General features: G+C 62.9%; 23 protein-coding genes. 9 read left to right on the forward strand and 14 right to left on the reverse strand.

The genetic code is table 11. From position 1 onward, the window contains the following. Nucleotides 1–103: 103 nt before the first annotated feature. The 5 genes from ACFOKJ_RS05500 to ACFOKJ_RS05520 form a co-directional block, all read right to left on the reverse strand. Nucleotides 104–1,084, reverse strand: a complete 981-nt coding sequence (locus tag ACFOKJ_RS05500; RefSeq protein ID WP_390277282.1) for a diguanylate cyclase domain-containing protein — start codon at nt 1,082–1,084, stop codon at nt 104–106. Nucleotides 1,085–1,707: 623 nt separating this feature from the next. Beyond that, nucleotides 1,708–3,015: an NAD(P)/FAD-dependent oxidoreductase gene (locus ACFOKJ_RS05505; RefSeq protein ID WP_390277284.1), complete on the reverse strand. Its 1,308-nt coding sequence runs from the start codon at nt 3,013–3,015 to the stop codon at nt 1,708–1,710. A 131-nt stretch (nt 3,016–3,146) separates the two neighbouring features. Continuing rightward, nucleotides 3,147–3,293, reverse strand: coding sequence for a hypothetical protein (locus ACFOKJ_RS05510; RefSeq protein WP_390277286.1), 147 nt, complete (start codon nt 3,291–3,293; stop codon nt 3,147–3,149). A gap of 72 nt (nt 3,294–3,365) precedes the next feature. Further along, complete coding sequence (locus ACFOKJ_RS05515; protein WP_390277288.1) at nt 3,366–4,859, reverse strand: CoA-acylating methylmalonate-semialdehyde dehydrogenase; 1,494 nt, start codon at nt 4,857–4,859, stop codon at nt 3,366–3,368. Between the two features lie 37 nt (nt 4,860–4,896). Further along, entirely contained in the window at nt 4,897–6,237 is a 1,341-nt protein-coding gene (locus ACFOKJ_RS05520; RefSeq protein ID WP_390277290.1) for an aspartate aminotransferase family protein, read from the reverse strand. 103 nt (nt 6,238–6,340) lie between these two features. Here ACFOKJ_RS05520 and ACFOKJ_RS05525 point away from each other — a divergent pair, with 103 nt between their 5' ends. Next, nucleotides 6,341–7,258 carry a LysR family transcriptional regulator gene (locus ACFOKJ_RS05525; protein WP_390277292.1) on the forward strand — a complete coding sequence of 306 codons (918 nt, stop codon included), beginning with the start codon at nt 6,341–6,343 and terminating at the stop codon, nt 7,256–7,258. A 499-nt stretch (nt 7,259–7,757) separates the two neighbouring features. Here the strand turns inward: ACFOKJ_RS05525 and ACFOKJ_RS05530 are convergent, their stop codons facing one another. From ACFOKJ_RS05530 to ACFOKJ_RS05560, 7 genes are all read right to left on the reverse strand, one after another. Continuing rightward, nucleotides 7,758–8,108: a type IV pilus modification PilV family protein gene (locus tag ACFOKJ_RS05530; RefSeq protein WP_390277295.1), complete on the reverse strand. Its 351-nt coding sequence runs from the start codon at nt 8,106–8,108 to the stop codon at nt 7,758–7,760. 11 nt (nt 8,109–8,119) lie between these two features. Beyond that, the gene (locus tag ACFOKJ_RS05535; RefSeq protein ID WP_390277298.1) at nt 8,120–9,613 is read right to left on the reverse strand and encodes a pilus assembly PilX family protein; all 1,494 of its coding nucleotides are present in this window, start codon (nt 9,611–9,613) and stop codon (nt 8,120–8,122) included. An 8-nt stretch (nt 9,614–9,621) separates the two neighbouring features. Next, on the reverse strand, nt 9,622–10,197 hold the full coding sequence (locus ACFOKJ_RS05540; RefSeq protein ID WP_390277301.1) for a prepilin-type N-terminal cleavage/methylation domain-containing protein: 576 nt from the start codon (nt 10,195–10,197) through the stop codon (nt 9,622–9,624). An 11-nt stretch (nt 10,198–10,208) separates the two neighbouring features. Beyond that, nucleotides 10,209–10,670: a pilus assembly FimT family protein gene (locus ACFOKJ_RS05545; RefSeq protein ID WP_390277304.1), complete on the reverse strand. Its 462-nt coding sequence runs from the start codon at nt 10,668–10,670 to the stop codon at nt 10,209–10,211. Then, on the reverse strand, nt 10,667–11,065 hold the full coding sequence (locus tag ACFOKJ_RS05550) for a type IV pilin protein (RefSeq protein WP_390277305.1): 399 nt from the start codon (nt 11,063–11,065) through the stop codon (nt 10,667–10,669). The genes ACFOKJ_RS05545 and ACFOKJ_RS05550 overlap by 4 nt, the downstream gene beginning before the upstream one ends. A gap of 421 nt (nt 11,066–11,486) precedes the next feature. After that, entirely contained in the window at nt 11,487–12,536 is a 1,050-nt protein-coding gene (locus ACFOKJ_RS05555) for an HD-GYP domain-containing protein (protein ID WP_390277307.1), read from the reverse strand. 75 nt (nt 12,537–12,611) lie between these two features. Continuing rightward, on the reverse strand, nt 12,612–13,538 hold the full coding sequence (locus ACFOKJ_RS05560; protein ID WP_390277308.1) for a LysR family transcriptional regulator: 927 nt from the start codon (nt 13,536–13,538) through the stop codon (nt 12,612–12,614). A gap of 233 nt (nt 13,539–13,771) precedes the next feature. On the opposite strand from ACFOKJ_RS05560, the gene speB reads away from it, so the two are divergent. The 5 genes from speB (at nt 13,772) to betA (ending at nt 19,778) form a co-directional block, all read left to right on the forward strand. Further along, a complete protein-coding gene (gene speB / locus ACFOKJ_RS05565; RefSeq protein ID WP_390277311.1) occupies nt 13,772–14,749 on the forward strand; it encodes an agmatinase in 978 nt (325 codons plus the stop codon). Between the two features lie 60 nt (nt 14,750–14,809). After that, complete coding sequence (locus ACFOKJ_RS05570) at nt 14,810–16,321, forward strand: aldehyde dehydrogenase family protein (protein WP_390277314.1); 1,512 nt, start codon at nt 14,810–14,812, stop codon at nt 16,319–16,321. Nucleotides 16,322–16,427: 106 nt separating this feature from the next. Further along, a complete protein-coding gene (locus ACFOKJ_RS05575; RefSeq protein WP_390277316.1) occupies nt 16,428–16,601 on the forward strand; it encodes a hypothetical protein in 174 nt (57 codons plus the stop codon). 3 nt (nt 16,602–16,604) lie between these two features. Beyond that, nucleotides 16,605–18,077 (forward strand): cytosine permease, encoded by a 1,473-nt coding sequence (locus ACFOKJ_RS05580; protein WP_390277318.1) that lies wholly within the window; start codon nt 16,605–16,607, stop codon nt 18,075–18,077. A 15-nt stretch (nt 18,078–18,092) separates the two neighbouring features. Next, nucleotides 18,093–19,778, forward strand: coding sequence for a choline dehydrogenase (gene betA / locus ACFOKJ_RS05585; RefSeq protein ID WP_390277320.1), 1,686 nt, complete (start codon nt 18,093–18,095; stop codon nt 19,776–19,778). Nucleotides 19,779–20,283: 505 nt separating this feature from the next. Here the strand turns inward: betA and ACFOKJ_RS05590 are convergent. After that, nucleotides 20,284–20,724, reverse strand: coding sequence for an Lrp/AsnC family transcriptional regulator (locus tag ACFOKJ_RS05590; RefSeq protein WP_390277322.1), 441 nt, complete (start codon nt 20,722–20,724; stop codon nt 20,284–20,286). A 128-nt stretch (nt 20,725–20,852) separates the two neighbouring features. On the opposite strand from ACFOKJ_RS05590, the gene ACFOKJ_RS05595 reads away from it, so the two are divergent. Further along, complete coding sequence (locus ACFOKJ_RS05595) at nt 20,853–21,752, forward strand: DMT family transporter (RefSeq protein WP_390277324.1); 900 nt, start codon at nt 20,853–20,855, stop codon at nt 21,750–21,752. Between the two features lie 54 nt (nt 21,753–21,806). Here ACFOKJ_RS05595 and ACFOKJ_RS05600 read toward each other — a convergent pair whose 3' ends face one another. Then, nucleotides 21,807–23,417 (reverse strand): methyl-accepting chemotaxis protein, encoded by a 1,611-nt coding sequence (locus ACFOKJ_RS05600; RefSeq protein WP_390277326.1) that lies wholly within the window; start codon nt 23,415–23,417, stop codon nt 21,807–21,809. A gap of 505 nt (nt 23,418–23,922) precedes the next feature. On the opposite strand from ACFOKJ_RS05600, the gene ACFOKJ_RS05605 reads away from it, so the two are divergent. After that, nucleotides 23,923–26,388, forward strand: coding sequence for a bifunctional diguanylate cyclase/phosphodiesterase (locus ACFOKJ_RS05605; RefSeq protein WP_390277327.1), 2,466 nt, complete (start codon nt 23,923–23,925; stop codon nt 26,386–26,388). Between the two features lie 117 nt (nt 26,389–26,505). Then, complete coding sequence (locus ACFOKJ_RS05610) at nt 26,506–26,847, forward strand: zinc ribbon domain-containing protein YjdM (protein ID WP_390277329.1); 342 nt, start codon at nt 26,506–26,508, stop codon at nt 26,845–26,847. Nucleotides 26,848–26,863 lie beyond the last annotated feature (16 nt).

Here is a 26,863-nt window from a genome sequence, read left to right on the forward strand (position 1 = left end):
CCCGCAAGATACTGCGCATCGCATTTGCTGTCTGGAATTCGGGCGTCCCTTACGACCCCAAGCTTGTCGGCAAGGCTTGTGCTCCAACATAGAATCTACGGTGTTATTGCCGTTCCTGGTAGTGGCGCACGCGGCGGCGGCCGTCTGCCTTGGCCTGGTACATGGCGGCATCGGCGTGTTGCACCAGGGCCTCGGCGTTGTGGCCATCTTCCGGATAGAGGCTGGTGCCAATGCTGGCGCCCAGGTCAATGGCCAGATCGTCCACCAACTGTTCCCGGTTCAGCATGGCCAGCAGGCGCTGGCCGATCTCGGCAACTGGCGGCGGCCCGACTTCGCCTTGCAGGTAGATGATGAATTCGTCGCCGCCCAGCCGCGCCAGCACATCGCCTTCGCGCAGCAGCAGCTGCAGCTGTTGTGCCACCAGTTGCAGCAGCTTGTCGCCAACGGCATGGCCATGTTGATCGTTGACCTGCTTGAACAGGTCCAGATCCACGAACAGCACCGCCAGTTTGTCGCCATTGCGCCGGCTGCGTTCAATCGCGTGATTCAGGCGCTGGTAGAAAGCGCTGCGGTTCAGTAGCCCGGTCAGCGCGTCGTGCTGCGCCATATGCTGTAGCGCCAGCTCGTTTTCCTTGCGCTGGGTGATATCGGCATGCGCGCCCATGATGCGCAGCGCCTTGCCATCGGCATCGCGCTCGATCACCCGGCCACGGTCCCACAGCCAGGTGATGCGGCCATCCGGGCCAATGGTGCGGTACTCCGCCTCGTAGCTGTCGCTTTCTCCGCGCAGGTGGGCAAAGTAGTTGTTCACTACCCGGTCGCGGTCCGCCGGGTGCACCTTGGCATACCAGACATCAAAGTGCGATGCCATGTCGCCGGGCTTGAAGTTCTGCAGGTTGAATACCTGCAGCTCGCCACTGGGCGGCCGCCCCTGCCACAGGCACAGCCCGGTGCCGTCCAGCGCGGCATTCAGCTTTTCCTGTTGCTCGGCAATCAGTTGCCGGGCAGCCGTGAGCTCCTGGCGCAGACAGGCCAGCTCACGCTGCAGCGCGTTGTCATCGGTTGGGGCAGTTGGATGAGCCATGGCAATCGGGGAACGAATGGAACAATCTACCCAGCACTATATCAAGAGCGCGGCATGGCGGGCGGATAAGGCGCGGGGGAGGTGGTGCGGATGCCCGCCGGGCGATCCGCGGGTATGCGATCCGCCAAGCTGCGGCCAACTCTGCTGGCGGAACGTCCGGCTCGGCTGGACTGCCGCTCTGTAGGTTGGCGTCGAGCATAGCGAGGCCCAACGTTTACCGCGTAGCGTTGCTGTGTTTTCTGGTATGGAATCCGCTTTGCGGATGATGATTTTGGTGCCGGTTTCGCCCGGCGGACGAGGAAGGGGGCGACCGCCGCCCCCTTTCCGATCCCCGGCTCCCCGACGGCTGCTCGAAACCCCGTGCAAAACGGCACCCCCCAGGCGCCGCCGAACTCGTCCCTCGCTAACGTCTCGGGACTCAAACAGATCGGCGTCTTAAAACCTGGGGCGCACCATTTTTCCCGGCTCGCGCCAGCGGGTTTGGGGCACGCCGCTGCGGTTTTACTACCTGACAGCATGTAGCCTGGATAAGCCAGCGGCGCATCCGGGGGCGTGCGGCAAAGGTCGGTTCTTCGCCTGGATGCGCTGCGCTTATCCGGGCTACGGTGTGGCGCATGGGCAGCTCAGCGCAGCTTCTCCAGCAACTGGTAGTACCACATGCCAGCCGCCAGCAGCGGGTTGCCGAGCTTGCTGCCCAGCGGTACCCGCACGTGCTTGCAGGCGGCAAAGGTGTCGAAGCGCGCCAGCGTGCCGGTAATCGCCTCGGCCATGATCTCGCCCATGATGTGGCTGCTGGCCACGCCGTGGCCGGAGTAGCCCTGGCAGTACCACACGTTGTCCGACAGCTTGCCCAGCTGCGGGATGCGGTTCACCACGATGCCCATGGCGCAGCTCCACTCATAGTCGATCTCCACGTCCTTCAACTGCGGGAAGGTGCGTTCTATGCAGGGGCGCAGCTCGGCGGTGATATCGCGCGAATCGCGGCCGGAGTAGTTGGCGCCGCCGCCGAACAGCAGGCGGCCATCGGCGGTCATGCGGTAGTAGTCGAGCACGAAGCGGCAGTCGTACACCGCCAGGTCTTGCGGGTTGAGCTGTTTCGCCAGCTCGCCCAGCGGGCGGGTGGTGACGATGCCGCCCATGGCCGGGAAGATCTTGCCGGAGAGCTTGTTCTGCTCCAGCTTGTGATACACGTCGCCGGCCAGCAGCACCTGTTTGGCGTTGATGCGCCCCTGCGGCGTGACGATGGCGGGCTTGTCGCCGTGCACAATGTCCAGCACCTCGGTGTGCTCGAAGATCAGCGCCCCCAGGCTGGCCGCAGCGCGCGCCTCGCCCAGGCACAGGTTCAGCGGGTGCAGGTGCAGGTTGCGGGTGTTCTTCAGCGCGCCCTGGTAGATGTCGGTGGCCAGGTGTTCGCGCACGCCGGCGGCGTCCAGCAGCGTTACCTGTTCGCCCATGCCACGGCGCTGGGCTTCTTCAAAGCTGCTGCGCAGCTCGGCCATGTGCGCCGGTTTCATCGCCGCGTGCAGGTGGCCATGCTTGAGGTCGCAGGCGATACCGTACTTGGCCACGCGCTGCTGGATGATGTCGTGGCCGCGCCAGCGCAGCCACCAGATGAAATCGTCCACCGCATTGCCCAGCGTGTTGCGCATCTGCTTGCGCATCGCTTCGTCGCCGGACAGGCTGCCGGTGACCTGGCCGCCGTTGCGGCCGCTGGCCCCCCAGCCGATCTTGTTCTGTTCGACGATGGCCACTTTCAGGCCGCGTTCGGCCAACTCCACCGCGCTGGCCACACCGGTAAAGCCGCCGCCGATGATGGCGACATCGACGTCTACCGTGTCTTGCAGCTGCGGGTAGTCGCTTTCCTGCTGGATGGTGGCGCTGTAGTAGGAAGGGCTGCGCGGCTGGCTGCCGCCCTGGTAGCGTGCGTTCATGTCTGACTCCGTAATGCGGGAATAGTAGGTAGCCCGGATAAGCCGCAGGCGCATCCGGGGATCAGGCTGCATCCGGGAATGCTCAGGCGGACAGGCGGGCAAAGTAGGGGAGTGCTGCGCGGGCAGCGGAGTCAGGCGGGGTCGGGGTGCGGGTTGCGCGCGTGGCGGCAGTGGTACTGCGCCCAGAACGCCAGCACGGAGCTGATTTCACCCAGGCGGGTCACGCCCTGGCAGGCGTGACAACGCGGGGGCTGCGTGTGGCAGTTCCCGCGAGTCATGGAGTGCAAGCCAGTCAGGCGTGGCATGGCGGTTAGCCGGCAGCCACCGGGCGGTGGCTGCCGCGGCCCGTGTTACAGGCTGGGGAAGGCGAATTGCGACGCCTCGTGGCTGGCGCGCTGCGGCCAACGTTGGGTAATGGTCTTGCGCTTGGTGTAGAAGCGCACGCCATCCGGGCCGTAGGCATGCAGGTCGCCGAACAGCGAACGCTTCCAGCCGCCGAAGCTGTGGTAGGCCACCGGTACCGGCAGCGGTACGTTGACGCCCACCATGCCGACTTCGATTTCGTCGCAGAACAGACGCGCGGCTTCGCCATCGCGGGTGAACAGGCAGGTGCCGTTACCGTATTCGTGGTCGTTGATCAGCTGCATGGCGGCTTCCAGGCTGCCGACGCGCACGATGCACAGTACCGGCCCGAAGATTTCCTCGCGGTAGATGGTCATTTCCGGGGTGACCTTGTCGAACAGCGTGCCGCCGACAAAGAAGCCGGATTCGCAACCGGCCACCAACAGCTGGCGGCCATCCACCACCAGCTCGGCCCCCTGGGCCACGCCGCTGTCGATATAGCCCTTCACCTTGTCGCGTGCCGCGCCAGTAACCAGCGGGCCCATGTCCAGGCCGCAGGAGGTGCCGGCACCGATCTTCAGCGCCGTAATCTTCGGCACCAGTTTTTCCACCAGCTTGTCGGCTACCTGGTCGCCCACCGCCACTACCACCGAGATCGCCATGCAGCGCTCGCCGCAGGAGCCATACGCCGCGCCCATCAGAGCGTTGACGGTGTTGTCCAGGTCGGCATCCGGCAGTACCACGGCGTGGTTCTTGGCGCCGCCCAGTGCCTGCACGCGTTTGCCGCGCTTGGTACCTTCGCTGTAGATGTACTCGGCAATCGGGGTGGAGCCGACAAAGCTCAGTGCCTTCACTTCCGGCGCCTCGATCAGCGCATCCACCGCTGCCTTGTCACCGTGCACCACGTTGATCACGCCCTTGGGCAGGCCGGCTTCATGCAGCAGCTGGGCGATGAACAGGGTGGAGCTGGGGTCGCGCTCGGACGGCTTGAGGATAAAGCAGTTGCCGCACACGATGGCCAGCGGATACATCCACAGTGGCACCATGGCCGGGAAGTTGAACGGGGTGATGCCGGCCACCACGCCCAGCGGCTGGTGGTCGGACCAGCTGTCGATATTCGGGCCGACGTTGCGGTTGTATTCGCCCTTCAGCAGCTCGGGTGCGCCGCAGGCGTATTCCACGTTCTCGATGCCGCGCTGCAGCTCGCCGACCGCATCTTCGATGGTCTTGCCATGCTCTTCGCTGATCATGGCGGCGATCTTGTCGCGGTTGGCTTCCAGCAGCTGCTTGAAGCGGAACATCACCTGTGCGCGTTTGGCCGGCGGGGTGTTGCGCCAGGCCGGGAATGCCGCCTTGGCCGCGTCGATGGCGGACTGGATGGTGGCCTGGTCGGCCAGCGCCACCTGGCGCACGGCTTCGCCGATGGACGGGTTGAACACCGGGGCGGTGCGGCCAGCGTTGGTGACGAGCTCACCATTGATCAGATGGGCGATGGTAGTCATGTTTTTACTCTCTGGTATGCAGGAAATCGGTTGGCTATCAGGCGGTCTGGTTCAGCACATCGCCCACGGCGTTGAACAGCGTGTCCAGCTGCTGCGCGGTGGTGTTGAAGGTAGGCCCGAACTGCAGGGTGTCGCCACCGAAGCGCACGTAGAAACCGGCCTGCCACAGCTTGATACCGGCCTCGTACGGGCGGATGGCGGCGTCGCCATCGCGTGCGGCCAACTGGATGGCGCCGGCCAGGCCGCAGTTGCGGATGTCCACTACGTGGCGGCTGCCCTTGAGGCTGTGCAGTTTTTCCTCGAATACCGGCGCCAGCGCGGCGGATTGCTCGATCAGCTGGTCGCGTTGCAGCAGTTCCAGGGTGGCAAGGCCGGCGGCGCAGGCTACCGGGTGACCGGAGTAGGTGTAGCCGTGGGTGAATTCGATCATGTGCTCGGGCGTGCCTTGCTGCATGAAGGTGTTGTAGATCTCGCTGGAAGCCACTACCGCACCCAGCGGAATCGCCCCGTTGGTCACTTGCTTTGCCGTGTTGATGATGTCCGGGGTCACGCCGAAGTACTCGGAGCCGGTCCACTTGCCCATGCGGCCGAAGGCGGTGATCACCTCGTCGAAAATCAGCAGGATGCCGTGCTGGGTGCAGATCTCGCGCAGGCGTTGCAGGTAGCCCTGCGGCGGCACGATCACGCCGGCGGAACCGGACATCGGCTCCACGATCACCGCGGCGATGTTCGATGCGTCGTGCAGCTCGATCAGCTTCAGCAGCTCGTTGGCCAGCTCCACGCCGCCGGTTTCGGCCATGCCCTTGGTGAATGCCATGCCCGGCTGCAGGGTGTGCGGCAGGTGGTCGGCGTCCATCAGTTGGCCGTACAGCTTGCGGTTGCCGCCGATGCCGCCCAGCGCGGTGCCGGCGATGTTCACGCCGTGGTAGCCACGGGCGCGGCCGATGAAGCGGGTCTTGCTCGGCTGGCCTTTCAGGCGCCAGTAGGCTTTGGCCATTTTCACCGCGGTGTCGGCACATTCGGAGCCGGAGCCGGTGAACAGCACGTGGTTCAGGCCGTCCGGCATGATGCCGGCGATCTTGTCGGCCAGGCGGAAGGCCAGCGGGTGGCCGTACTGGAAGCCCGGCGCGTAGTCCAGGGTGCCCAGTTGGCGAGCGACTGCTTCCTGGATTTCGGGGCGGTTGTGGCCGGCGCCACAGGTCCACAGGCCGGACAGGCTATCGAAGATGCGGCGGCCCTTGTCGTCGATGAAGTAGTTGTTCTCGGCGCCCACGATGATGCGCGGATCGCGCTTGAACGCGCGGTTGGCCGAAAACGGCATCCACTGTGCATCGAGATTCAGATCGCTGACGGCAAATTGGTCGTTGCTGCTGTTCATGACGTGGCCCCTGTGAGCGCTGTGTTGATGGTGCTAGCTTGCACCAGGAGTAAATGTGAGTTAAATCACATCTTTCTCACGTTAAGTTGAGTGTTTGTTAAACATGAGCAAGAAGGCATCCCTGAGCCAGGTCAGCGACTTCGATATCCGCCTGCTGCGCCTGTTCAAGACCGTGGCCGAGTGTGGTGGCTTTTCGGCGGCGGAAAGCGTGCTGGGCATCAGTCGCTCGGCGATCAGCCTGCACATGGGCGATCTGGAAAAGCGGCTCGGCATCCGCCTGTGCCAGCGCGGGCGCGCCGGTTTTGCGCTTACCGACGAAGGGCAGGAGGTGCTGCATGCCAGCCAGACCCTGCTGGCGGCCATCGAGGCGTTTCGCAGCCAGGTGAACCAGCTGCACCAGCAGCTGCGCGGCGAACTGAACATCGGCATCGTCAACAGCCTGGTCACCCAGTCGCGCATGCGCATCACCCAGGCGCTGCGCGTGCTCAGCGAGCAGGGGCCGGGAGTGCGCATCAATATCGGCATGATGACGCCCAGCGATATCGAGCTGAAGGTGCTGGATGGCCAGCTGCACGTGGGGGTGGTGCCGCTGGTCAGCCCGCTGGCCGGGCTGGATTACATCCCGCTGTACGAGGAAGACTCGCTGCTGTATTGCAGCCAGGGGCACCCGCTGTTCTGGCGGGCCGACGCCGATATCAGTGACGCCGATATCGCCGCCGCGCCGGCGGTGATTCCGGGCTTTCGCCTGCCGCCGGAGGCACAGCAGTGCCAGCAGCTGCTGGATGGCAGCGCCACCGCCAGCGACCGCGAGGGCATTGCTTTCCTGATCCTCACCGGTCGCTATATCGGCTACCTGCCGGACCACTTTGCCGCCAGCTGGGTGGCGCAAGGCAAGCTGCGCGCCATTCGACCGGCTGATCGCCATTACCAGGTGCCGCTGGTGGTGGCCACGCGCCGGGGGCGGCGCCCCAACCTGGTGCTGGAGAAGTTTCTGCAGACGCTGGCGGATAGTACGGAGTGAGCTGCAGTGGCGCTTTCGTAGCCCGATTTCGTAGCCCGGATAAGCGCAGCGCATCCGGGAACATTGGCACCACTCCCCGGATGCGCCTGCGGCTTATCCGGGCTACCGGGGGCGCATTAGCAGAGGCACAAGCGTAGGGCGGATGCCCGGAGGGCGATCCGCCAGCTTGCGGCCAACGCCTCACCCGAACGGCGGAACGCCCCGCAGGGGCTTCCGCCCTACTGACCGGCCGCAGCGCATCCGGGAACTTTTGCACCACACCCCGGATGCGCCTGCGGCTTATCCGGGCTACCGGGGGCGCATTAGCAGAGGCACAAGCGTAGGGCGGATGCCCGGAGGGCGATCCGCCAGCTTGCGGCCAACGCCTCACCCGAACGGCGGAACGCCCCGCAGGGGCTTCCGCCCTACTGACCGGCGCAGCACATCCAGGGAGCATTGGCACCACACCCCGGATGCGCCTGCGGCTTATCCGGGCTACCGGGGGCGCCTTGCCCGGCGCTTAGAGGTTGGTCTGCAGCACCACGTTGTTGCTGCCGCCGCGCGAGTCGGTCCAGGCCACGGTGACCACCGGCAGCGTGCTGCTGCTGCAGGTAACGGTGAGGGTGTAGGCGGTGGAACCCTGGTAGGGCGTGGTAGGGCCTTCGGTGCCGGCGCTGCAGCTGCCGGCATCGCGCAGCAGCTCGATCTTGTTGCGGGCATAGGCCATGGCCTCCACCCGCTCGCGCGCCACCTGGCTGGCCACGTGCAGATTGAGCTGCATCTTGGTGGCGCCGAGCAGGCCGATACTCAGGATCACGATGGCAATCAGGGCTTCCACCAGGCTCAGGCCGCTTTGCAGATGACGGGTCATGGCAGGCAGCCTCAGTTCATGTCCGACCAGCCGCGGCTGGAGGTAGTCAGGGTGTTGGTGCCGGGGGTACCGGCTTCCCATTTGTTGATGATGCCGGTGCTTTTCACGATCTCGATACCGCCGGTAGTGCTGTAGTTGCCGGAGGTGAGCGCGGCGCCTTCAATCAGCGCATTGCCGCCGCCGCTGTTGTCCCAGGTGCCCAGTACCTCGATGACTACCTCGGTTTGGCCGGTAGTGGCCAGGTCACCGGTGTCCACTGTGATGCTGTAGGTGCAGGTGGACTTGTCCCCTGTCTTGGCGCCACCTGGCTGGCTGGGGCTGCATTTTTGCGCCGCGGTGGCGTTCTGGCAGGCGCTATTGCTGCACCACTGGGTTTCGTGGCCGGTGGTGGCGGTATAGATCGGGTCGGTCCAGATCTTGGAGGGCTTGTTGTAGGTAATGCTGGTGGTGCAGCTGCAGCTGGCACTGCCGGTGACACTGGTGACGGTGGAGGATATCTCCGGCACATCCACATACACCACGCCGTAGATCTTGGAAGTACCGTTGATCTGCACGGTGCCGCTTTCCATCACGAAGATGATCACCGGGTCGGTAGAGCTGCCGATTACCACATTGGCGTTGATTTTCATGCCGCCGGCTGTCAGCCACATCAGCCGTTTGCCGCTGCTGTAGGCGGCGGACAGGTCGGCATTGGCGCAGGAGGAAGTGCAGATATAGCCATCACTGCGCGCAGCAATACTGGCTTTGACTTCCGCCTTGCAGTAACCGGCCTGCTGTGCCAGCTCCACCGAGGTGGTATCGCTCAGCGAACGCAGCAGATCGTAGTTGCTTACCGTGGTGGGGCACAGCCCGCCAAAGTAATGCATGAAGAATTCGTCAGTCGTCCATTTGATCTTGTCGCCGTTGGCCGCGTACAGGTAGGTCTCCACGCCATTGACGATGGTCTTCTGGTAGAAGTCCGAGGTGGAGGTGCTGGCTACCGAGCCACTGCCGGAGGTGGTGACGCTGCCACCGGATTTGGCCGAAGTGACCGATGCATTGCCACCTACCGCGATATTGCCCAGTGCCGTCAGCGCATCGGTTACCGGGGTGGAGATGATGGGCGGCTTGCCGGCGGTGTAGGTGTAGCTCACCCGCTGGCTGATGGTGCGGGTGGCGCCGCTGGGGTCGACACCGGTGCTCTTGATGAATGGAAACGGCAGCGTGCTGGTGGCGGCGCAATCGCTGCTGGCGCTGGTACAGAAGTTGGCGGTGTAGGCGCCGTCCGTCAGCTTGGTATTGCCCAGGGCGGTGGATGGGTTGGCCGCAAGGGTGGCGTTCAGCTGGGTCCACATGCTGCGCACGCCCTGCTCGGCATTTTCGAATGCCGCCTCGGTGCGATACAGATTGTTGGCGGTTCTTACTTCCAGGTTGGCGCTTTTCGAGCCGATGACCACGTTCAGCGTTACCAGGAACACCAGAATCAGCGATACCAGCAGGGTGGTAAAACCTTGTTGCTGTTGCATGCTTGTTTTCAGTTCCTTACCCGCACATAGCTGGTGATATTGCGGCTGATGGCGCCGCCACTGGGGGTGGTCAGATTCACCGCATCGGCCTGCAGATTGATGGCGACCAGCGCGGTGCCGCTGGCGGTAAAGCTCAGGCTGGTGATCTTGATATGGCCAGGGTCGGTAATGGCTTTCCAGCTGGTGGTAGTGCCGCAGTTGCCCTGGCTGCTGGTGCTGTTCCAGTAGTAGATGGTGCTGCTGGCCAGCCGGTAGCCGTAGAACACCTCGTTTACCGCCGAGGCATCGGGCGTTGCCGGCAGCGAGTGCGAGAAAGTGATGCAGCTGCCTTGCGGGTAGTAGTACTTGCTGCCGCTGGCCATGGTAAGGGTGACGCCGGGGTTGGCGTAACCGGCGCGGCGGATCTCGGTGACCATCTCGTTGGACAGCACCTGCAGCGTCTGCTCGAAACGCTGGATCTTGGCGCCGGACACGTTGGCCGCCAGGGTGGTGAAGTAAACTTTCTCCGCCCCCAGAATCACGATCATGCCCAGGGTGATGGCCACCATCAGTTCGATGAGGTTGAAGCCTGCCTGCCGTCTCATGTCATCCGGTCTCATGTCATCTGGCCCAGGGTGACGATGCCGATCAGGTTCATGTTCACGCTCTGGCTGAAGCTGCCGCTGTTCAGGGTGAAGGTCACGTCCTTGGGCGAGGGCGTGCCATAGACGCCATTGATATTGAACGAGCTGATGCTGCTGGGGCTGGCGCCGGAGGTGTCTGTCATGCTGGCGCTGACATCGGTGGTAAGCGGGTCGCTGCGCAGCTCGCAGCCGGCGGCCGATACCTTGCTCATGCACAGGTTCTGGCCCTGTACCGAGACGTAAATCGTGGTGTTGCTGTTCAGCGCGCTTTCCTTGGCATAGCGCATGGTCTGCGCCACCAGGTCGGCATTCTTGCGTACCTTGCTGCGCTTGATCGCGGTGCTGAAGTTGGGCATGGCGATGGCCGCGAAAATGGCGATGATCAGCATCACCACCATGGCTTCAAACACGGTGAAGCCATGTGGCCTGCTCATTGCAGCCCCCAGCAGCTGTTGTTGCTGGACGGAAAGCCTTCCTGGTTGACGGTCAGGGTATTGCAGCTGTCACTGGCCTGGGCGGAAGAGGCATTGATCACCGCCTGGGCGGCATAGCTGCTGCCGGTGGCCGAGGTGATGCTGACGGTGTAGTAGCCCTGCGGCGATGCCGAGCTCAGGCCAAGCGAGGCCAGCGATGTACTGTAGGCAGTGCTGTTGCCGCGGTATTTTTCCTGCGCCAGCTGCACCGCGGCCAACGCATTCTTGGCATCGATGCGGCGGCTTTTCAGCATGTACTGGCTGTAGGCTGGTATCGCAATGGCAGCCAGGATGGCGGCGATCACCATTACCACTACCAGTTCGATCAGGGTGAAACCTTGCTGAGTGTTGTGCATTGTGTTGAGTGCTTCCCGGACGCAGGCGGTTGGCGCAGTGCTGCTGGCCGGGATATTCCAAACAATATTCAATCCGGCTAGGCACTTACGATCATTTGTTACCAGCTGACAATTGTAAAGAAATTACTGCCTAGCCGCATGCCTTGTGCAGGCTGTTTCGCTGCCCTGTATCAAAACAGCATCAATTGCGAAACTGCGTAAATATGGGGCAAACGGGCAGGAAAGCCTTGTGCTGGCGTGTTATGGCAGAGGGGGGCGGCAAGAGGCGCGCGAATCATGGCCGGGATATGCCATCTGGCATGGCGCTATATTTATAAGTGGTTATTATAAATTTGGCGATTGTAGCAAGGGGTAATCATGCTATGTGGCTTGCGCCTGGTATGGCGGGCGGCGGCAAGGCCGGGGCTGACTGCCGCGTGCTTCAGGCCAGCGGCCACAGCTGGCCAAGGCGCTGCAGATGGCGGGTTTCCACCTGTACGGTCAGCTGGCTGCTGATCTCGTGCTGCTCGGCATCCAGGCGCTGCTCCATATCGCGCAGCAGTACCAGCTGCGGCCGGTTCAGCTGCTCGCCCTGCGCCACCACCATGGCGGTATCGCCGCTGGCCAGGCGCACGAAGCTGCCGGAGGGGTACACGCCCAGCAGTTTTACCAGCTGCGCGGTATGCACCGGGTCGAACTGCTCGTCGCTCTGCTGGGTATACAGCTGTGCCAGCGCGCGCTGTGCCGGCACCGCCTGGCGGTAGCTGCGCGGCATCAGCTTGGCGGTGGAGATGTCGATCATGCGCAGCAGCAGTGCCAGTGGCGAGATGTCGTCCTTGTTCAGGTGGAAGGGATAACCGCTGCCATCCGGGTGTTCGTGGTGGCCCAGCAGGCACTGGTGCAGCAGCGCTTGCTGGTAGCCCAGCTCGCGCAGCAGGGCGGAGCTGACCAGCGGGTGGATCTGGATCTGCTTGCGCTGCGCGGTGGACAGTGGCCCGTCATGCTGCGACAGCTCGTTGTGCAGCGCTGCTGCCCCCAGGTTCATGCACAGCGCCGCCAGCGCCAGGCTGTGCTGTTCATCCGGCGGCAACTGCAGCGCCTGGCCCAGCAGGCAGGCCAGCAGGGCGGCATTGATGGCGTGCTGTGCGGTGTAGTCCTGCCATGAACCGAGCATGATGCTGGCGATGGCGCCATCCACCGAGCGACTGGCCAGTGCCTGCACCCTGGCCAGCAACGCCTCCAGGTCATCTGCCTGCAGCAGTGGTGCCGCCAGGTACTGCAGCTGCGCGAAATGTTGCGCCAGCGCCTGGCCTTCCAGCAGCGCATCCGGCTGTGCCGCCGGCAGCACCGGCAGCTCCCGCCCCTTGTAGGGGCGCAGCAGCAGCTCGCGAAAGCGGTCGCTGAGCACATAGTGCCAATCGCCAGCCTGGCTCAGCCGGTTCTGATAAAACAGGCTGTCAGGCAGTTGGTAGCGTGAAGGCGATAGGGTCATGTAGGTCTTTGCCGGGGGCCGGGCGGTGGCAGGGCTGATGTTATATCAAGATTGATTTCACTTTATCGTGAATGCTTATTGAATGGAACTGCCTTGCGCATCTGTTTTCCCGTCTGGCAGCAGGTCGGCCAGGAAGGCGCGCAGCACCGCCGATTGCGGCGCGCCCTTGCGGGTAATGGCGGTGAATGGCCAGTCGGAATGAAAACGCTGCGGCGCGATCTGGCGCATGTCGCCGCTTTCCACCCAGCGGCTGGCGTAGTGGCTGGGCAGAAAGCCGATATAGGCGCCGGACAGGATCAGCATCGCCTGCGCCTCGATATTGTCCACCGTGGCTGCCGCCTTGTGCGCCTGCAACTGTTGCAGGTCACGCTGCTGCAGGTAGCCGCGGGCCACGATATGGCTGCTGGCAATGCGTTCGAACAGCCCCGGCTGTTCATCGTTGGCCGCAAACAGCGGGCTGTAGCGGCTGCAGAACAGACCGTCCGGCTCCTGGTACAGCTGGCGGTAGTCCAGACCGGCCACCCGTAGCGGGAAATGGCCGATGGCGATATGCAGGCGGCCGTCCAGTACCCGCTCTTCCAGCTCCGCCGGCATGCCGATGTAGACATCCAGGTGCACATCGTGGCCGCGGCCCACGAATTGGCGCAGCGCGCGCGCCAGCGGCGAATCGGCATCGCTGATGGTGTTGTCGATGATGCCCAGGTACAGCTTGCCGGAGATGTGCTGTTTCAGCGCGCTGGTTTCGGTGCAGAAGTTGTCCACTGCCAGCAGCAGCCGCTGGGTGGCTTCATAGGTGGCCGTACCGTGTTCGGTGAGGCGAAAGCCGCCACGGCCGCGTTCGCACAAGGTCACGCCCAGCCGGGTTTCCAGATTGGTCATCTGCTCGCTGATGCTGGACTGGCTCATGTTCAGTGTGGCCTGTGCTGCGGAGAAGCCGCCGCATTTCACGATGGTCATGAATACCCGTAGCAGTTTCAGATCCACGTCCTGCAGTTGCTTCATGCGTTCTCTCCGCTGCTGCTTTCAATAAATATCCTGCAGCAAATGGTAGTAAAACCGGCTGAAAACCAGCTTTTTCCAAGGTAAATGGCGCTTGCGTCTTACTTCGGAAAATCCGATGTGTGCATCTGATCTTTATTATTTTTTCGACACGAATCTCTGCGCATAGTCATGGAAACACCGGGCGCCATGCAAGCCCCGGCTGGTACCAGTACCTCACATGCGGAGAGAGACAAATGTCGAAAAACAGTTACGAAGAAGGTCGCCTGAACCTGCCGTTCGTCGGCCACTGCACCTTCGCCAAAGCCCCGGTCTGCCTGGACTGGGAGCGTATCGACGCCGACGTGGCGATTCTGGGCGCGCCCAATGACATGGGCACCCAGTGGCGTTCCGGCGCCCGCTTCGGCCCGCGCGGCATCCGCGAGGCCTCCACGCTGTTCTCCTTCGGTCATGCCGGCGCCTACGACTTCGAAGACGACGTGATGTACCTCACCCGCGAAGACGTGCGCATGGTGGACGTGGGCGATGCAGACATCGTGCACACCGACATGGCCAGCAGCAACGCCAATATCGAGCTGGCAGTACGCAAGATCCTGGCTGCCGGCGCCATGCCGGTGGTGCTGGGCGGCGATCACTCCATTCACGCGCCGGTGATCAAGGCGTTCGAAGGCAAGGGCCCGATCCACATTCTGCACATCGATGCCCACCTCGACTTTGTCGACGAGCGCCACGGCGTGCGCTACGGCCACGGCAATCCGTTGCGCCGCGCCTCGGAGATGGACCACATCGTCGGCATGACCCAGCTGGGCATCCGCAATGTGTCGTCCTCCAACCGTGACGACTACGCCGCCGCCCGCGCCGCCGGCTCCACCGTGCTGTCGGTACGCCATGTACGCGAGCTGGGCGCCGAGGGTGTGCTGGCGCAGATTCCGGAAGCGGCCAACTACTACATCACCATCGACATCGACGGCTTCGACCCGTCCATCGCGCCGGGCACCGGCACTCCCAGCCATGGTGGCTTCCAGTACTACGAAGTGCTGGAAATCATCCAGGGCCTGGCCAAGCGCAGCCAGGGCCGCATCGTCGGCATGGACCTGGTGGAAGTGGCCCCGGCCTACGACCCCACCGGCGTGACCTCCATCCTGGCCGCCCAGCTGCTGATGAACAGCATCGGCTTCATTTTCCACGCCCGCGCCGAAGCCCGCCGCGGCTGAACACCACCTGTCGCGCCAGCCCCGCTAAGACGGGGCGGCGTTGAAAAAGAGGAGAACACCATGGATCAAGTCGTACAGCAGTATCTGGATAAATACGGTATTTCCGCCGCCACGCGGGCGTTCCTCGCCAAGCCGCAGAAGATGTTCATCGGCGGCCAGTGGCTGGATGCCAGCGATGGTGCCCGTTTCAAGGTGACCGAGCCGTCCACCGAAGGCCAGATCACCACCGTGCCGTCCGCCACCGTGGCCGATCTGGACCGCGCCGTGGCCGCCGCCCGCGCGCAGTTCGACGGCGGCGAATGGCGCCAGCTCAAGCCGCTGGCACGCGAACGCCTGCTGCAGCGCCTGGCGAATCTGATGGAGGAGCACGCTACCGAGCTGGCCGAGCTGGAAGCCATCGATATGGGCAAGTCGGTAGGCTTTGCCCGCGATATCGACGTGCAGGGCTCGGTGGACACCATCCGCTACTTCGCCGGTTGGGCCAGCAAGCTGCATGGCCGCACCGTGGAGCCGTCGTCGCTGCCGGGCAATTACCTGGCCTACACCCGCAAGGAGCCGCTGGGCGTGGTGGCCGCCATCGTGCCGTGGAACTTCCCGCTGCAGACCATGGTGTGGAAGCTGGCCGCCGCGCTGGCGGTGGGTTGCACCATGGTCATCAAGCCGGCGGAACTGACCTCGCTATCCACGCTGCGTTTTGCCGAGCTGGTACAAGAGGCCGGCATTCCGGATGGTGTGGTCAATATCGTTACCGGCCGTGGCAGCGTGATCGGCGCCGCCATGACCAGCCACCCCGGCATCGACAAGCTCACCTTTACCGGCTCCACCCCGGTTGGCCGCAAGGTAGGCGCCGCGGCGGTGGACCAGCTCAAGCATGTGACGCTGGAGCTGGGTGGCAAATCGCCGGTGATCGTGCTGGCCGATGCCGACCTGAAGGCTGCGGCCAACGCGGTGGTGAATGGTGTGTTCTTCAACTCCGGCCAGGTGTGCGATGCCGGCACCCGCGTCTACGTGGCGCGCAGCGTGTACCAGCCGTTCCTGGATGAGCTGGTGGCGCTGACCCGCGAACTGAAGATCGCCCCCGGCCTGGCCCCGGACTGCTACATCAGCCCGCTGGTGTCCGCACAGCAGAAGGACAGTGTGCTGTCCTACATCGCCAGCGGCATCGAGGAGGGCGCGCAACTGGCCTGTGGCGGCAAGGCGCTGCCCGGCCCCGGCTTCTTTGTGGAGCCGACCATCTTTGCCCACTGCCGCCAGGATATGCGCATCGTGCGCGAGGAAATCTTCGGCCCGGTACTGGTGACCCTGCCGTTCGACGATGTGGATGAAGCGGTAGCGCTGGCGAACGATACTGAATATGGGCTCGCCGCTGCCATCTACTCCAATGACCTGAGCCTGGTGCACAGCCTGATCCCGCGCATCGAGGCCGGCATGGTGTATGTCAACGCCCACGGCACCATCGACCCGGCGCTGCCGTTTGGCGGCTTCAAGGGTTCCGGTTTCGGCAAGGATCTCGGCGCCGAACAGCTGGATCACCTGATGACCACCAAGGCGGTGTGGATCACGCTGCCCTGATTTACCGCTGTCGGCCAGCGCGGCCCGCAAGGCGGGCTGCCTGGCCAGCATTTACCAGTTTTCAGTGTGACTGGCATACGCCAGAAAAAATATAGAGGAGACACTGATGAACACCATGCAAGACAAGGAATGTGCAGCGGACCTGGAGCAGCGCATCCGCTGCTACGAGGAGCTGGAGGCGCAAGCGCACTGGCCCGGTGCCATGGGCGTGGCGGATTACCTGGCAGCACTGCTGCTGACGGTAGGACTGGTTGTCGTCTGCTATGTGTGGGGAGTGTGAGCCATGAGCAATCAACGTGATGTCGAATTCCGCCTGGCTGCGGAGCGTGGCGATACGCCGCTGCTACCCAGCGAGCGTATCTGGGGCTTCTGGGAGTTCACCTACGCCAACTCCGCACTGGCTATCGCCACCTGGGCATTCCTGATCGGCGGCGCCACCGCGCTGTTCGTCGGGCCGAAGGAGGGCATCGCCGCCATCATCATCGGCAACATTCTCGGCGTGATGCTGGTGGCACTGCCGACCTGTCTGCCCAGCGGGCGATACGGGCTGGAGCAGTTCACTTTCCTGCGCAGCGTGTTCGGCGCCAATGGCAGCCGGCTGGTTTATGTATTGGCGGTGGTGTTTCTTACCATGGGCTGGCTGGCGGTACTGGGCATGATGTTCGGCCGCTCGGTGGATGGCCTGATTGCGCTGGTGGACTCCCACCAGGCATTGCCAACCGGGCCGCTGGCGCTGGCCTTGGCACTGGCATCCATCGTGCTGACCGGTTGGGTGGTGGCCAAGGGGCCGACCTCGATCAAGTTCTTCAACATGATCGTGGCACCGGCACTGGTGCTGCTGATGCTGGGCATGCTGTGGATGATCTTCCAGAAGCACGGCTTTGCAGAGTTGATGGCCATGCCGGCGCTGGGGCCTCCGACAGAAAACAAGCACCTGAATTTCATGATCGCGGTGGAAGTGAACATGGCGGCAGGGTTTTCCTGGTGGCCGTACCTGGGCAACCTGGCACGCCTGAGCAAGAACGAGCGCACCTCCTTCTGGCCGAATGTGGTGGGTATCTTCGGGGCCGCTTCCCTGGGTGAAATTGTCGGTCTGCTGGGTGCTGCCTCGATGGGCAACAGCGATCCCACTATCTGGATGACGACTGTTGGCGGGGTGGTGGTTGGCGTGATCGCCCTGGGCTTCATTGCCTTTGCCAACGTCACCAGCATGATCAACATCCTGTACACCTCCATCGTCGGCCTGCGCCAGATTGCCTGGGACAGCCTGCGGGCGATGAAGTGGGAGCTGCTGGTGGTGCTGTTCTGCGTGATACCGGCGGCCATTGTGATCTTTACCCCCGGCATCTACGACGGCTTCTTCATCTTCCTGGTGTGGACCTCTGCCCTGAACAGCGCGCTGTCCGGCATCGGTATTGCCGACTACTTCCTGCTGCGGCGCCAGCGGGTAAGCCTGCGCAGTGTGTTTGCCGCTGAAGGCCGCTCGCCGTTCCGCTTCTGGGGGGGCTTCAACCCGGTGGCACTGCTGGCGCTGCTGGCCGGCTTCCTGATCTACGTAATCATCTTCAACCCGCAGACGCTTGCCAGCTCGCCGCTGTTTGCCGTGCTGTCGGCCTCGTTGCCGTCCTGCGTGCTGGCTGGGGTAGTGCATTACCTGCTGACCCGTCTGCTGGTGATCCCGCAGGGGCATGGCGACTACCTGCCGGCGGCATCCGCCAGCCTCAAGGTTGGCCGCAGCAGTGCTGCCAATCGTTAGCCAGGAACAAGCATCATGGAACAGACATTCGACTACATCATCGTGGGGGCCGGCTCCGCCGGCTGTGTGCTCGCCAACCGTCTGACCGAGGACCCGCAGGTCAGTGTGCTGGTGCTGGAATACGGCGGCAGCGACAAGAGCGTGATCATCCAGATGCCCAGCGCGTTCTCGATTCCGATGAATACCAAGCGCTACAACTGGCACTTCGAGACCGAGCCGGAACCCTATCTGAACAACCGCCGGCTGCATTGCCCGCGTGGCAAGGTGCTGGGCGGCTCCTCGTCGATCAACGGCCTGGTGTACATCCGTGGCCATGCCTACGACTTTGACGAGTGGCAGTCGCTGGGGGCGAAGAACTGGGGTTATGCGAACTGCCTGCCGTACTTCAAGCGTGCCGAAAGCTTCAAGTTCGGCGGCGACGACTACCGTGGCGGCGATGGCCCGCTGGCCACCAACAACGGCAACAATATGGCCAACCCGCTGTACGGTGCCTGGGTGGAAGCCGGTGCCGAGGCCGGTTACATCAAGACAGACGACTGCAACGGCTACATGCAGGAAGGCTTTGGCGCCATGCACATGACGGTGAAGAACGGCGTGCGCTGGTCCACGGCCAACGCCTACCTGCGCCCGGCGATGCAGCGGCCGAACCTGACCGTGGTCACCCATGCCATGACCCGCCGCATCCTGCTGGAAGGCAAGCGCGCGGTGGGCATCGAATACGACCAGGGCGGCAAGACCCATACCGTGCGTTGCCGCCGCGAGGTACTGGTGTCGTCCGGCCCGATCGGCTCGCCGCACCTGCTGCAGCGTTCCGGCATCGGCCCGGCGGCGGTGCTGCGCAAGGCCGGCATCGAGGTGAAGCACGATCTGCCGGGGGTGGGGGAGAACCTGCAGGATCACAGCGAGATCTACATCCAGTACGCCTGCAAGGAGCCGATTACCCTCAACGGCAAGATGAGCCTGTGGGGCAAGGCGATGATCGGCCTGCGCTGGCTGCTGTTCAAGGATGGCCTGGGCGCCAGCAACCACTTCGAGGCCGGCGGTTTCATTCGCTCCGACAAGGGCCTGCGCTGGCCGGACATCCAGTTCCACTTCCTGCCGGCGGCAATGCGCTACGACGGCGACAAGCCGTTCAAGGGTCATGGTTTCATGGTGCTGACCGGCCCCAACAAGCCCAAGAGCCGTGGCTATGTACGGGTCCGCAGCGCCGACCCGTACCAGCACCCGGAGATCCGCTTCAACTATCTGGAAAGTGAAGAGGACCGCGAAGGCTTCCGCCGCTGCGTGCGCCTCACCCGCGAGATCCTGGCGCAGCCGGCGATGGACCGCTACCGCGGCGAGGAGCTGGCGCCGGGGCCGCAGGTACAGACCGATGCCGAGATCGATGCCTTCGTGCGCGCCAATATGGAAAGCACCATGCACCCCTGCGGCTCCTGCCGCATGGGCGAGGACGACATGGCGGTGGTGGATTCCGAGCTGCGGGTGCGTGGCATTGCCGGGCTGCGGGTGATTGATTCCTCGGTGTTCCCCACCGAGCCGAACGGTAACCTGAACGCTCCCACCATCATGCTGGCGGAGCGTGCCGCCGACCTGGTGCGCGGCCTGGCGCCGCTGGAAGCGGCGGATGTGCCGGTGGGCGAGGTGGGCGGTTGGGAAAACGCCCAGCGCAGCGGCAAGCCCAAGCGGCAGTACAGCGTCTGAAGATTGTTGTGGGCACCTCGAAAAACTCCCGCTTTCGTTGCGATACTGCGTTGCTCACGAAAAATTTCTCCTTACATATCAAATATATGCTGCGTCGAAATTTTTCACTCGCGCCTTGTCTCGCCGCAACTTATCTCGGTTAGAAATCCGGGTTTTTCGAGGCGCCCTTGTGTCGTTGCCTGCCTGTGCGGCCAAGCTGTGAATACAGCTTGGCCGTTTTTTTGTAGGGTGGGCAAAGCATAGCGTGCCCACCACCGCAATCTTGCCGGTGGGCACGGCCCCGGGCCTTTGCCCACCCTACGCTTGGAGCATCCCCACGGTTCCGCGAAACCCCGGCCAAAACGGCATTCGCCAGGCGCCGGCAATTTGCCGTTTGCTCACGTCAAACGGCTCAGCTGCCGTCTTAAAACCTGGCGAATACCATTTTGACCGGCACTCCCCGTGGGGCATTAGGGCGCCACACAACGTTGGCTGCATCCTTTGTCGAATGTATCTACAAACAGCGTTATGGTTGCAGTGGCGGCAGCCGGCGCAGCACCGGGCTGGCCTTGACGATGCTGGTGGTGGTGGTGGCCAGTTCGGCAAAGCCGTCCAGTATCTCGTCCAGCTGGCTGATGTCGCGTAGCAGCAGGCGGGCGATGTAGCAATCCTCGCCGGTTACCTTGTCGCATTCGATGATCTGCGGCGTGGCGACGATGCGCGCTTCCAGTGTCTTCAGCTGGCCGGGCAGCGAGCGCAGACGCACGATGGCCTGCAGGGTATAGCCCCATTGCTGCCAGTCCAGCTCGGGCAGGTAGCCGCGAATGGCGCCATGTTCTTCCAGCCGCTTCAGCCGCTCGGATACGCTGGGGCCGGACATTTTCAGCTTGCGTGCCAGCTCGGCCAGGCTCTGGCGGGCATCCTGCTGCAGCAGCCCTACCAGCTGGATGTCGATCCAGTCTTTCATGTTAGGCAATCCCGTGTTTTTTCCGATAAATGCAAGGTAGCAGCCCGGATTTGCCTTGCAAAGCCCATTTGGCCAGTGCCGTTTCGCCCCTATGCTGTTGCACACTGGCTGGTAAGGAGAAAGCAATCATGTCGCAACAACAATCTTTGCGCCTGGGCGTGCTGCAGATGCTGGCCGCCATGGCGCTGTCCGGCACCATTGGCTGGTTTGTGCTGCAGTCCGGGCAATCGGTGTGGAACGTGGTATTCGTGCGCTGCCTGCTGGGCACGCTGGGCCTGGGCCTGTATGCCTGGTGGCGCGGGCAGTGGCGCAGCTGGCCGTTTACCGGCCGCAGCCTGGCCTGGTGCGTGGCCGGCGGTGTGGCGCTGGTGGCTAACTGGCTGCTGCTGTTCAATGCCTACCATTACAGCTCCATTGGTATCGCCACCATGGTGTATCACACCCAGCCGTTCTGGCTGCTGTTGCTGGGTCGGATGGTGCTGGGCGAGGCGCTGACCACGCGCAAGCTGCTGGCGCTGGCGGTGGCATTTGCCGGCATGCTGCTGATCGTGCAGCCGGGCGGCGGCGGTAGTGCCAGCCTGCTGGGGGTTGGCCTGGCACTGGGCGCCGCCGTGCTGTATGCGGTGGTAACACTGATCAGCAAGCAGCTGCCGAAAACCCTGCTGCCCACGCATATCGCCAGCGTGCAGACCTTTACTGGCGTGCTGCTGCTGTGGCCGCTGCTGGACAATGCCACGCTGTGGGTGGTGGGTGCGCACTGGCCGTATCTGGCTACCCTGGGGCTGGTGCATACCACGCTGATGTACATCGTGATGTACGCGGCTTTCCGCCAGTTGCCCACGCACTGGATCGGCCTGCTGGGCTTCAGCTACCCGGTGGTGGCGCTGCTGGTGGATTACCTGGCCTATGGCCGCTTGCTGGATGGCTGGCAGCTGCTGGGGATGGTACTGATCATTGCGGCCAACCTGTGGGGTTTGCAGCGGCAGGGTGGTGCAGCGTTGCGCCCGGCGCCGGCGCGCCAGGGCTGATGCTGGCGCAAATGACTGCGGCGGGCATGTTGCCCGCCGCGCTGTTGCGGTGATTTATACCCGGTAGACGGCCACTTCCTGCTGCATGCTGTGCGACAGCCCCTGCAGGCGGCTGGCCAGCTCGGTAACGTGCGAGGCTGCGGCCGAGTTTTCCTCCGCCATCTGCGCCACGTTTTCCACCTGCATGGCGATGCTGTTGGCCGCGGTGCCCTGTTCGCGGATGGCATGGCTGATCTCGCCAACCAGGCTGCGGCTCTGCTCCGCCACCTCAGCAATGGACTGGATCGCATCGCGTGCCTTGCCGGCTTCTTCCACGCCGCTTTCCACATTGGTTACCACGCCGTGCATGCGATCGGCAGCACTTTCCGACACCGTCTGGATGGCGCCGATGATGGCGGCAATTTCCTGGGTGGACTGCGCGGTGCGCTCCGCCAGCTTGCGTACTTCATCTGCCACCACGGCAAAGCCGCGGCCCATTTCGCCGGCACGCGCAGCTTCGATGGCGGCATTCAACGCCAGCAGGTTGGTCTGGTCGGCCACGTCCTTGATCACGTTCACTACCACCGCAATCTCGCGGGTGCGCTCGCTGAGCTGGCCCATCTGCTGCGAGGCATGCTCCACGGCGCCGGCAATGCTTTCGATTGACTGACTGGTGCCGGTAATCACCACTTCGCCGTTTTGCGCGCGGCTGCCGGTGTCCTGCGCCAGGCTGTTGGCCTCCTGGGTGCGGTCGGCCACGTGGTTGATGCTGACGGTGATTTCCTCCAGCGCCGCCGCCATGGTGGAGGCGGACTCGCTCTGGGCATTGGAGCCGGCGGCCACCTGCTTGGCGGAGCCGGCTAGCTCGGTGGCAGACTGCGCTACATCCTGCGAGGCGGAAACCACGATGCGCAGGCTGCTTTGCAGCTTTTCGATCAGCACGTTGAACGCGCTCAGCATCTGGGCGATTTCATCCTTGCCCTTCACTTCGCAACGGGTGGTGAAATCCAGCGAATCGGTCAGTTGCTGGATGCTGCGCTGGCCGCGCTGCACGCTGCCGATAATCTGGCGGTAACTGAGCAGGCCGAGTACTGCCAGCAGCACCACCGCCAGCAGGGCGATGACGCTGGAAGTCAGTCGGGCGCTATTGCTGACATTAGTGGCCTCCGCCTTGGCGGCGGTGGATAGTTCTTCGTTGAATTTGACATGCTGCTTGATGGCAGTTTCCACCGCCAGGAAGCGTTCGCGGCTACCGTTGGCCAGCTGCATGGCTTCATCCGCCTGACCGGCGTTCGACGCGGCCAGTATATTGGCATACACCTTGTTCAGCTCTTCGCTACCGCTTTTCCATTGCGACAGCAGCCGGCCGTCTTCTTCATTCACTACCATCGGGGCATATAGGGTTGCAGCTTTGGCCAGCTCCTCACTACTGGTCTTGAGGCTGTTGGCGATGTTGCTCTTCTCTGCGGCATCGGTAGCCATGATGTGTGCCAGAGCTGCATTGCGCGTGGCCAGTAATTCGCGTGAGGCATCTCCCAGCACCTTGATGCTGGGCAGCACATTGTCCCCGATATTTACAATCTGGGTATTCATGCGCCCCAGTTGCAGGAAGGTATTTACTGTCAACAACAGCATGCCGGCGACGGCCACGCTAATAAGCAGAATCAGACGCTGGGAAATCTTCATGTTGTTCTCCGGGCATTGGCAACCATTGTTATTAATACTTTATGGTTTCTGTCGTTGGCAAGTGCAACGCTTGCATTGCATTTTATTCTCAACAGCACAATTGAATATTTGTATGAATAAATGCGCGATGAATATTTTGGCGAATTTTTTGCCAGGCAGAGAGGCGGATTGTTTCAGCAGGAAATAAACGATGCATGTTAATGATAATAATCATTGGTCATTTATTTCATCAGCAAATCAATTCAGCGGCCGTGGCTTGTCGGCAAGCGGGAGGGGTGGTGATAGTCGCAGGTAACAATATGTTGTTCTGTCTGTCGGGCGGGACCTTTGCCTGTCATTCGCTATGAGATAAAGCTGCAAGAATTTCATTCTATTGTTATAGAATGTATCGTGGCTTGTTCCACCCGGCTGCTTGCTACCGCGGGCTGTAACTGCAGCGGCGAATGCCGGCCAGCCGTCGCAACGAACCTGCTCGATCATTCCTAACCAGCGGCAGACGCCACAGATGACTACTGCTTCCATCGTGCAATCCCGCCACACCAACCCGCTGCTGTTGGCCGCAGCGCTGTGTTGCATGATCATCGGCATGCTGCTGTTCCAGGCATTCAACCCGGGCTGGCTGCGACTGCCCAACTACGCCGCACTGCATACCTTGCTGGAAATCCTGTCGATTGCCATGAGCCTGCTGGTGGCGGTGATGTCGTGGTACAAGACCGACAGCAGCAAGCAGTTACGGGTATTGGCCATCGGTTTCCTGGTGGTGGCCGCTCTGGATGTGTTGCATGCGGTGTCCTACCCGGTATTGCCGGCGTTTCTGGGAGAAAACACCCCGCACAAGGCCATTGTGTTGTGGCTGGGTGCACGCAGCACGGTGGCGCTCACCATGCTGTTCATGCTGCTGCCGCAACGTCATCACGCCAGCGCGGTTTACCTGTTGCTGGGCTATGGCCTGCTATTCGCGGTTACCGGCGTCGGTTATCACGATTTGCTGCCGCAGCTGTTTATTCCAGGGCACGGCCTTAGCGGTTTGAAAATCGGCCTCGAGTGGTTGTTGGTAGCCAGCTATCTGCTGCTGGCATATCGCATGCACTCTCTCAAGCAAAGCATATTTGCCAGCCAGTGGCTGACAGCCGGCATGCTGGTGCTGGCATTTGGCGAATTGTTTTTCTGTTTTTATCAGCTGGTGGATGATCTAGCCAATGGCCTGGGCCATGTTTTCAAGGTGGTGGGGCAGGGTTTTTTTCTGCGCGGGGTAATTGAAACCCGCCTGCTATTGCCTTATCAGCAATTGAACGTGGAAAAAGCCGCGCATGAGGATGCACTGCAGCGCTTGCACACCCTGGTGGCCAGTGCGCCGCTAGGGGTGCTGGTGATCGATGATGCTGGCTGTATCGTCAGCAGCAACCCCACTGCCGAGACCCTGTTCCGCGCCGAGTCTGGCGAACTGACCGGCTTGCCGGTGGAGGCACTGGTACCCGAGCAGATGCGAGGCCGGCATGTGCAGCACCGTCGCGATTTCCAGCAGCAGCCACAGATCCGGCGCATGAGCGAGCGGCAGGGCCTGCAGGCGGTGCGGCGTGATGGTTCGCAGTTTTATGTCAACGTGGCGCTGGCGCCGCTGCACTGGGACGGCCTGCCGCATGTGCTGGCCTTTGTCAGCGATGTGTCATCGCAAGTGCAGCAGACCATGCAGCTGCAATGGCTGGCCGATCATGACGAGTTGACCAGCCTGCCCAATCGTCGCGCCACGCTGGACCGGCTGGGGCAGGTAGTACATACGCCGGGGCAGGGTGCGCTGCTGGTACTCAATGTCGATGCGCTGGGGCGTATCAACCAGGTGTTCGGCCATGACGTCGGCGACAAGCTGCTGGTCGCTAGCTGCCTGCGCTTGCAGAGCCTGCTGCTACCCACCGAGACGCTTACCCGGCTGCAGGGTGACAGTTTCGCGGTGATCATGCCGGGCGAGATGCGGCCGGATGCGCGTGGCGATGCGCTGTTGGCCGCATTCGCCTCCCCCTTCCAGCTGGATAGCGAAGTGCGGCTGCAAGCCAGCGCCACTGCCGGCTATTGCCTGTTTCCGCAGGACTGCCAGCAGCCGGATACCCTGCTGCAGTATGCCGAACTGGCGATGACCGCAGCCAAACGCAGCGGACAGCACAAGGTGATGCAGTTCAATTCCGCGCAGCCGGAGAAAACCCGGCGCTGGCTGGAGCTGGCCGGGCAGATGGCCACCGCGCTGCAGCAGCGGCAGTATTTCCTGGTCTACCAGCCGCGCATTGCCCTGCATGATGGCCAGGTGGCCGGTTTCGAGGTGCTGGTGCGCTGGCAGACGCCACAAGGGCTGATCAGCCCTGGCGAATTCATCCCGGTAGCGGAAGAAACCGGTTTTATCCTGGAGCTTGGGCGCTGGATCCTGGACCAGGCCATCGCCCAGCTGGCCAGCTGGCAGCGGGAACAACTGGCGGTGGGCCGACTGGCCATCAATTTGTCCACCCGCCAGCTCAGTGACGCCGGCTTGCAGGCCTTCCTGCTGCAAAGTTGTGCCCGTCATGGTGTTGACCCGGCACAGCTGGAACTGGAAGTGACCGAGACGGTGGCGATGGAAAACCTCGACTGGGCGCTGCCGGTGCTGCAGCAATTGCGGACACTGGGGCTGCAGATCGCGCTGGACGATTTTGGCACCGGTTATTCCTCGCTGGCTTACCTGCAGCAGCTGCCGGTATCGGTACTGAAGATCGACCTGGCTTTTGTGCGCAATCTGGATCGCGAGGAAGGCCGCGCGGTGGTGCATACCATCATTACCCTGGCCCGGACCCTGGGCTGCAGCACGGTGGCGGAAGGGGTGGAAACCACCGCGCAGCGCGACTGGCTGCTGGCCAATGGTTGCCACGAAATGCAGGGTTTCCTGGAGGCGCGGCCGATGCCGGCCGACGCGGTGGCTGGCTACCTGCAGGCCAAGGCACAGGGCTGATTTGCCCCTGGCCGTAGTAGGGGGACTGGCGGTGCAGGCGCGGGCCGGCGATAATGCGTGCTTTGCCGCTGCGGCCAAGTGCCGTGTCGGCCGGTCTTTCATTTTGCAAGGTATCCCATGAGCCAGTTGCCCAATTGTCCCCAGTGCCAGTCCGAATTCACCTACGAAGACGGCAGCAACTATGTCTGCCCGGAGTGTGCGCACGAGTGGCCGCAGCAGGCTGCGGCTGAAGAGGCAGACACTGCCCGCGTGGTCCGCGATGCCAATGGCAATGTGCTGCAGGATGGCGACAGCGTTACCGTGATCAAGGATCTGAAGGTAAAAGGCTCGTCGCTGGTGGTGAAGGTGGGTACCAAGGTGAAGAACATCCGCCTGGTGGATGGCGATCACGATATCGATTGCAAGATCGACGGCATCGGCGCCATGGGTCTGAAGTCGGAGTTCGTGAAGAAGGCCTGACCCGCCAGCCAACAAT

The sequence above is a fragment of the Vogesella amnigena genome (assembly GCF_042648905.1).
GTDB lineage: Bacteria > Pseudomonadota > Gammaproteobacteria > Burkholderiales > Chromobacteriaceae > Vogesella > Vogesella amnigena.

Excerpts from the sequence above, each read along its gene's own strand:
- ACFOKJ_RS05500 (WP_390277282.1), bottom strand. The coding sequence starts at position 1,084 with ATGGCTCATCCAACTGCCCCAACCGATGACAACGCGCTGCAGCGTGAG.
- ACFOKJ_RS05505 (WP_390277284.1), bottom strand. The coding sequence starts at position 3,015 with ATGAACGCACGCTACCAGGGCGGCAGCCAGCCGCGCAGCCCTTCCTAC.
- ACFOKJ_RS05510 (WP_390277286.1), bottom strand. The coding sequence starts at position 3,293 with ATGACTCGCGGGAACTGCCACACGCAGCCCCCGCGTTGTCACGCCTGC.
- ACFOKJ_RS05515 (WP_390277288.1), bottom strand. The coding sequence starts at position 4,859 with ATGACTACCATCGCCCATCTGATCAATGGTGAGCTCGTCACCAACGCT.
- ACFOKJ_RS05520 (WP_390277290.1), bottom strand. The coding sequence starts at position 6,237 with ATGAACAGCAGCAACGACCAATTTGCCGTCAGCGATCTGAATCTCGAT.
- ACFOKJ_RS05525 (WP_390277292.1), top strand. The coding sequence starts at position 6,341 with ATGAGCAAGAAGGCATCCCTGAGCCAGGTCAGCGACTTCGATATCCGC.
- ACFOKJ_RS05530 (WP_390277295.1), bottom strand. The coding sequence starts at position 8,108 with ATGACCCGTCATCTGCAAAGCGGCCTGAGCCTGGTGGAAGCCCTGATT.
- ACFOKJ_RS05535 (WP_390277298.1), bottom strand. The coding sequence starts at position 9,613 with ATGCAACAGCAACAAGGTTTTACCACCCTGCTGGTATCGCTGATTCTG.
- ACFOKJ_RS05540 (WP_390277301.1), bottom strand. The coding sequence starts at position 10,197 with ATGAGACGGCAGGCAGGCTTCAACCTCATCGAACTGATGGTGGCCATC.
- ACFOKJ_RS05545 (WP_390277304.1), bottom strand. The coding sequence starts at position 10,670 with ATGAGCAGGCCACATGGCTTCACCGTGTTTGAAGCCATGGTGGTGATG.
- ACFOKJ_RS05550 (WP_390277305.1), bottom strand. The coding sequence starts at position 11,065 with ATGCACAACACTCAGCAAGGTTTCACCCTGATCGAACTGGTAGTGGTA.
- ACFOKJ_RS05555 (WP_390277307.1), bottom strand. The coding sequence starts at position 12,536 with ATGACCCTATCGCCTTCACGCTACCAACTGCCTGACAGCCTGTTTTAT.
- ACFOKJ_RS05560 (WP_390277308.1), bottom strand. The coding sequence starts at position 13,538 with ATGAAGCAACTGCAGGACGTGGATCTGAAACTGCTACGGGTATTCATG.
- speB (WP_390277311.1), top strand. The coding sequence starts at position 13,772 with ATGTCGAAAAACAGTTACGAAGAAGGTCGCCTGAACCTGCCGTTCGTC.
- ACFOKJ_RS05570 (WP_390277314.1), top strand. The coding sequence starts at position 14,810 with ATGGATCAAGTCGTACAGCAGTATCTGGATAAATACGGTATTTCCGCC.
- ACFOKJ_RS05575 (WP_390277316.1), top strand. The coding sequence starts at position 16,428 with ATGAACACCATGCAAGACAAGGAATGTGCAGCGGACCTGGAGCAGCGC.
- ACFOKJ_RS05580 (WP_390277318.1), top strand. The coding sequence starts at position 16,605 with ATGAGCAATCAACGTGATGTCGAATTCCGCCTGGCTGCGGAGCGTGGC.
- betA (WP_390277320.1), top strand. The coding sequence starts at position 18,093 with ATGGAACAGACATTCGACTACATCATCGTGGGGGCCGGCTCCGCCGGC.
- ACFOKJ_RS05590 (WP_390277322.1), bottom strand. The coding sequence starts at position 20,724 with ATGAAAGACTGGATCGACATCCAGCTGGTAGGGCTGCTGCAGCAGGAT.
- ACFOKJ_RS05595 (WP_390277324.1), top strand. The coding sequence starts at position 20,853 with ATGTCGCAACAACAATCTTTGCGCCTGGGCGTGCTGCAGATGCTGGCC.
- ACFOKJ_RS05600 (WP_390277326.1), bottom strand. The coding sequence starts at position 23,417 with ATGAAGATTTCCCAGCGTCTGATTCTGCTTATTAGCGTGGCCGTCGCC.
- ACFOKJ_RS05605 (WP_390277327.1), top strand. The coding sequence starts at position 23,923 with ATGACTACTGCTTCCATCGTGCAATCCCGCCACACCAACCCGCTGCTG.
- ACFOKJ_RS05610 (WP_390277329.1), top strand. The coding sequence starts at position 26,506 with ATGAGCCAGTTGCCCAATTGTCCCCAGTGCCAGTCCGAATTCACCTAC.